This is a genomic window from bacterium, assembly GCA_035281585.1.
Lineage (GTDB): Bacteria > UBA10199 > UBA10199 > DSSB01 > DSSB01 > DATEDP01.
Genome location: DATEDP010000040.1, coordinates 1 through 4,571 on the forward strand (window position 1 = coordinate 1; position 4,571 = coordinate 4,571).

A 4,571-nucleotide genomic window follows, 5' to 3' on the forward strand; every position below is an offset into this window, starting at 1 on the left:
TTCCTCCTCAGCGGCTTTGGCCACCGACTTCAAGACATCGCTTCGTTGGTCCTTGGTGAAGGCTGAGACGTCGCCCAAGACATGGCGGATATTTTCCCGGCCTTCCTTGGAGTTGTATTGGTTCCGAACGAAGACGTCGGCGTCGATCTCGATCAACTGGGCTTGGAATTCTTTAAAGAGGGATTCGGTCTCGGTGACCGAGATCACGGTGTAAAAATCAGAATCGATCTCTTGGTAGAGTAATTTAAGCAGAGGCTCGAATTTTTCGTCTTCGAGCAGATCTCGGTAGGGATTTTGAAAAGACTTCCCATCGTTCAGCTCGGCTTGGCGCTGCAGGAACTCTTTGAATTCCGCAAAATCCTGAACCTTGAGCTTGCTAACATCCAAAGCCCCGCAGCCATCACGCAAAAGCGCCGGCACCATCGGCCCCAAGAGCTTCTTCAGCTCGTCCCGATACCGCCGATGTTCGCTCGAGATCCCGTTCGCATCGGTCCCGCCGGCGAGCGAGAAGATGTCCTTCTCCCCTTCCGGCGGAAGATAGAAACTCACCCCGTCGAACCGCGGCCGATTGTAGGTCTTCCCCTCGGACATATACCTCTCCAAGGGGAGATCTAGTGCAAGGCAAAGGCCAGGATTATTTTATAATTTTTATAATAAAATCAAAAACTTATAATTCATGGAGAGGATAATAGTTCGCAATTTGAGAGCTAAAAATACTCGTTTCCTTTCCATTTCCCACCTGCGATTGACAAAGCAATGGTGATTAGCTAACCTAGGTTAGTCCATATGAAAAAATCTGATCAAACTGTCGTCAATACTCATGAGGCGAAGACAAACCTTTCCCGCCTCTTGGAAAAGGTTTCCAAAGGAAAAGAGGTGGTCATCGCCTCGGCGGGTCGCCCGATCGCCCGTCTCGTGCCCTTCAAAAAACCGTCTCCCCGCGAGCCTGGACTTGCAAAAGGAACTCTGCCGGAGGCCTTCTTTGAGCCCTTGCCCCCGGATGAGCTCAAGGCCTGGGAATCATGAAATTCCTTTTGGATACCCACGCCCTGCTTTGGTGGCTCGTGAACGACCCCCAGCTTTCGGTCAAGGCACGCCGGGTCATTGCGGACCGGCGAAACGAGATATTCGTCAGCAGCGCCTCCGCATGGGAAATCGCGACCAAACACCGCTTGGGTAAAATGAAGGGGATGGAGGAGGTAGCGGAACACCTATCATTTTACGTGGGGAAAACGGATTTTTCGATCCTGGAAATTTCGTTCGAACACGCCCAAACCGCCGGATCCCTGCCGGGACCGCATCGCGATCTCTTCGACCGTATGCTGATCGCCCAATCAATTCTCGAAAACATGCCCATTGTCACTCTGGATTCCGTCTTTGAGGGCTATCGCGCGCGAGTCGTTTGGTGAGACTCCGGCAATTGCCTATTCTTCGCCTCTTCGGGGAGCTCGGCTTCGGCTTCCCGCTCGGCCTCGGCGGCTTCCTCGAACTCGCCCTCGATCGGCGGCGACTTGGTGTCGATTCGGACCCGATCCCGCAATCCAATCCTAGCCACCGCCTCTTCGCCCCAATCGCGCAGACCACGGTAAATCCGGCCGGGCCATTGAATGACTTCCGAGACTGCCGCATGGCCCAAGGCCAGCAAGCCCCGCCGCCTCGGCGTCGCGGAGCTCGGCGGAAGGGGGAGTTCGGGGGCTACGGTGAAAATCGTCCAAAAATTTCAGGATGGAATCAACATCCCGCGGTGACAAGGGCAAGTCTCGGAGAGGAATCGGTTCCGATTTGGCGCCTTCCACTTTCTTTCGATAAGGTCCGCCCGCGCCGGCCAGCAACAAAGCGCTCGCGATTCCGACACCGATCGTGGCAACCAAGCTCGGTTGGCCCTGCAGCAGCAAGTCGAGGCCCAAGAGCGCCGGCGCCGCGACGGCGTTCAGGTTAGGATCGGGCTTGGAGCTGGGAACGCCGCTCAGCTCTCGGATCCGAGTCGTCGCCATCGAGCGGATTTGGGGATGGGGATCGCGCAACAAAGCGATCAGGTCAGGGAGGATTTCCTCCGATTCGAACTTGACCAAGGCTTGGACCAGGGCTTCGCGAAGCTCCGAATTCTTCTCGGTCAAGAAACGTCGGAATAGGTCGAGCTCCTCGATGCCGCCGTCTTGGGCCAAGGCCTTCACGAGGATCGGGCTCCGCAAAGTGTTGGGCTCGACTTTCAGTCGCCGAATCTGGTTGAAGTTTTTTAGCTCGCCCAGCCTTTCCAGGGCTCCGATGGCCGTCATGCTAGACAGCGTGCCCAGGTTCAGGGCTACTTCCCACAGCTCGGGAAAAGCCTCCTGAACCTTGCCTTTCGCCGCCACCTCGACCCCCAGGCTTTTCAAGGAATCATTGGGGTGGTTCAACAAAGCCCGGATATCTTCAACCGACTTGAATTCACCCCAATCCTCCAGCAGCATCGCCGCCCACAGTTGGATGTAATCATCGGGGTCCTTTAAAAGGGCTCGAACCGAATCGACGGTTTCGCGGGCGTCGAAAGCGGCCAAAGCCCGGAGAACTTCCCAGCGGATCTGCCGGTCTCCAACCTGCAAGAAAGGCAAAAGCGCCGGCACGGCCTTGGGCCCGTAGTTCACCAAGCGCTGGATTCCTTCCTCCCAATCGGCCTGCTCGAGCATCTGGGCCGCCAAGGCCTGGATCTCTTCGGCGACTTCATCCGGCGGCGACTCCGAATCGGTTTCGGCCCCGGAAGCTTCGGCCGGTTTTTGTCGAAGCCAATTCGCCAGCCGGTGAAAAATCCCGCCGACCATCGCCAAGGATGCCGCCGAGAAGGCGAGGCCCAGCGGAGTCGGATGGCCGTTCAGCAGCATGTCGAGGCCCAGGATAGCCGGCGCCGCCACCGCGTTCAGCTTGTGGTCGGCCTTCGGCGAGGGCAAGCCGCAGAGAATTTTCATTTTCCTTTCGGCGAGGAGCCGGACATTGGGATTTTTATCCTTCAAGAGCGGAATCAGGTCGCCGAGAATCTCTTCCGAATCGATGTTGATCAGGCCCCACAGAACCGTCTGGCGAACCGCGGGATCCTTGTCCTGCAGGAATCGCCGGAACAGATCCAACTCCCCGACACCACCGACCTTGACCAAGACCTCGGCGAAAAGGTGGCTGCTCCAGGTGTTCGGCTCGACCTTCAAGCGCCGAAGAGACTCAGCCGTCTCCAGCTCGCCCATCTTTGCCAAGGCATCGATGGCGAGCTGCCCGGCGACCTCTTTCGGAGCTTCGGCCAGCCGCCATAATTCGGGAATGGCTTCCCGGATCCCGAACTTGACCACCGTTTCGATCCCCATGTGCTTCACCAGGTCGCTGGGATCGCCCAAGAGAGCTCGGACCTCGTCGACCGTTTTTATTTGGCCCCACTCGGCCAAAGTCACGGCGGCCTGGGCTCGAACGAAGCTGTCAGAGTCTTTCAGAAGCTTGCCGATTTCATCGGCGGCCTCGCGGGCCTCCATGGCCTTGAGAGCCATGACCGCTTCGAGACGGGCCTGCCCATTTTCGTGGCTTAAGAAAGCGATCAGCGCCGGCACCGCTTCTTTGCCGAGGGCGACGAGGGCAGCGCGCAGGCCGATTTTTTCCTCCGAAAAGCAGTTGGCCAAGCGTGACATCAGGCTTTGCACTTGCCGATCGACGGTCGAAGTGGGCTCGCCGCCCTTTAGCCGCTGGAGACGTTTGGCCAGCCAGTGAAAAATCCCGCCGACCGCGAAGCTCGCCAAACCGACGCCCAAGCCAGAAAGCCCGCCTTGGCCGATCTCGGAAACCGCCGCCACCGCGGCATGGGCCTCGGAGGCGCCGAGCAAGGTCGCCAAGCCGGCGCCGGAGCCCAAGAGAAGCCCCATGGCTCCGCCATCTCCGTCCCGATGCTTGGCCATGACTTCACGCAGCGCCTCGGTCGCTCTTTGCAGGTCCTCAAGATCTTTTTTCAGCTTGCGCTTTTTCAATTCCCGCGACGCGGTTTCTCGGATGAACTCATATTCATCGCTTAGCAGTCGGTTCAAATCCTCGATGATCTCATCGGAGGGTATTTTTATGAAACCGATCAGCGCTTGTTGACGAACGTAGAATTTTTCATGCTTCAAAAATTTTCTAAAATGTTCGATTTCTCCGATTCCACCGAGTCTCGCGAGAACCCTCGAAGCGATATCAGCGCACTCCTCAACATGGAGAATGGTTTGAAGATCTTCCATCGTCTTGAATTCCCCGAAACGATCCAACACCAATGCCGTTATAAAGCGCACCCGCCCATGCCCGTGCTTGATTAACTGCCACAAATCCGGAATGGCTTCCCTCATTTCCCAGTCGCGCGCCGCCAGAATGGCGCTGAATTGGATCAGAACGTCCCGATCCTGCAAAAGGCGACGTAGCTCGTCGATGCCCTTGATTTGACGCCACTGGATCAACGCATCCGCGACCGAGCTCCGAATATGGCCCTCCTCCTCGCCCTGATCTAAAATTTCCCAGAATCGGTTGGCGAGTTGCGTAACCTCCAGTTTCTGCAAAAGGATTACGGATTGATAACGAAATGAGCTATTTTC

General features: G+C 56.9%; 5 protein-coding genes. 2 read left to right on the forward strand and 3 right to left on the reverse strand.

The genetic code is table 11. The annotated features are described in order from the left end of the window. Positions 1 to 591: hypothetical protein (locus tag VJR29_03055; protein ID HKY62374.1), on the reverse strand; the 591-nt coding region annotated here is incomplete at its 3' end. 195 nt (positions 592 to 786) lie between these two features. Here VJR29_03055 and VJR29_03060 point away from each other — a divergent pair. Next, positions 787 to 1,026, forward strand: a complete 240-nt coding sequence (locus VJR29_03060; GenBank protein HKY62375.1) for a type II toxin-antitoxin system prevent-host-death family antitoxin — start codon at positions 787 to 789, stop codon at positions 1,024 to 1,026. Beyond that, complete coding sequence (locus VJR29_03065) at positions 1,023 to 1,409, forward strand: type II toxin-antitoxin system VapC family toxin (protein ID HKY62376.1); 387 nt, start codon at positions 1,023 to 1,025, stop codon at positions 1,407 to 1,409. Before VJR29_03060 ends, VJR29_03065 begins: the two co-directional genes overlap by 4 nt. On the opposite strand, the gene VJR29_03070 is transcribed toward VJR29_03065, so the two are convergent. Together VJR29_03070 and VJR29_03075 are read right to left on the reverse strand one after the other, a co-directional pair. Further along, on the reverse strand, positions 1,385 to 1,555 hold the full coding sequence (locus VJR29_03070; GenBank protein ID HKY62377.1) for a hypothetical protein: 171 nt from the start codon (positions 1,553 to 1,555) through the stop codon (positions 1,385 to 1,387). The genes VJR29_03065 and VJR29_03070 overlap by 25 nt on opposite strands. Then, positions 1,548 to 4,571: HEAT repeat domain-containing protein (locus VJR29_03075; GenBank protein ID HKY62378.1), on the reverse strand; the 3,024-nt coding region annotated here is incomplete at its 5' end. The genes VJR29_03075 and VJR29_03070, both read right to left, overlap by 8 nt.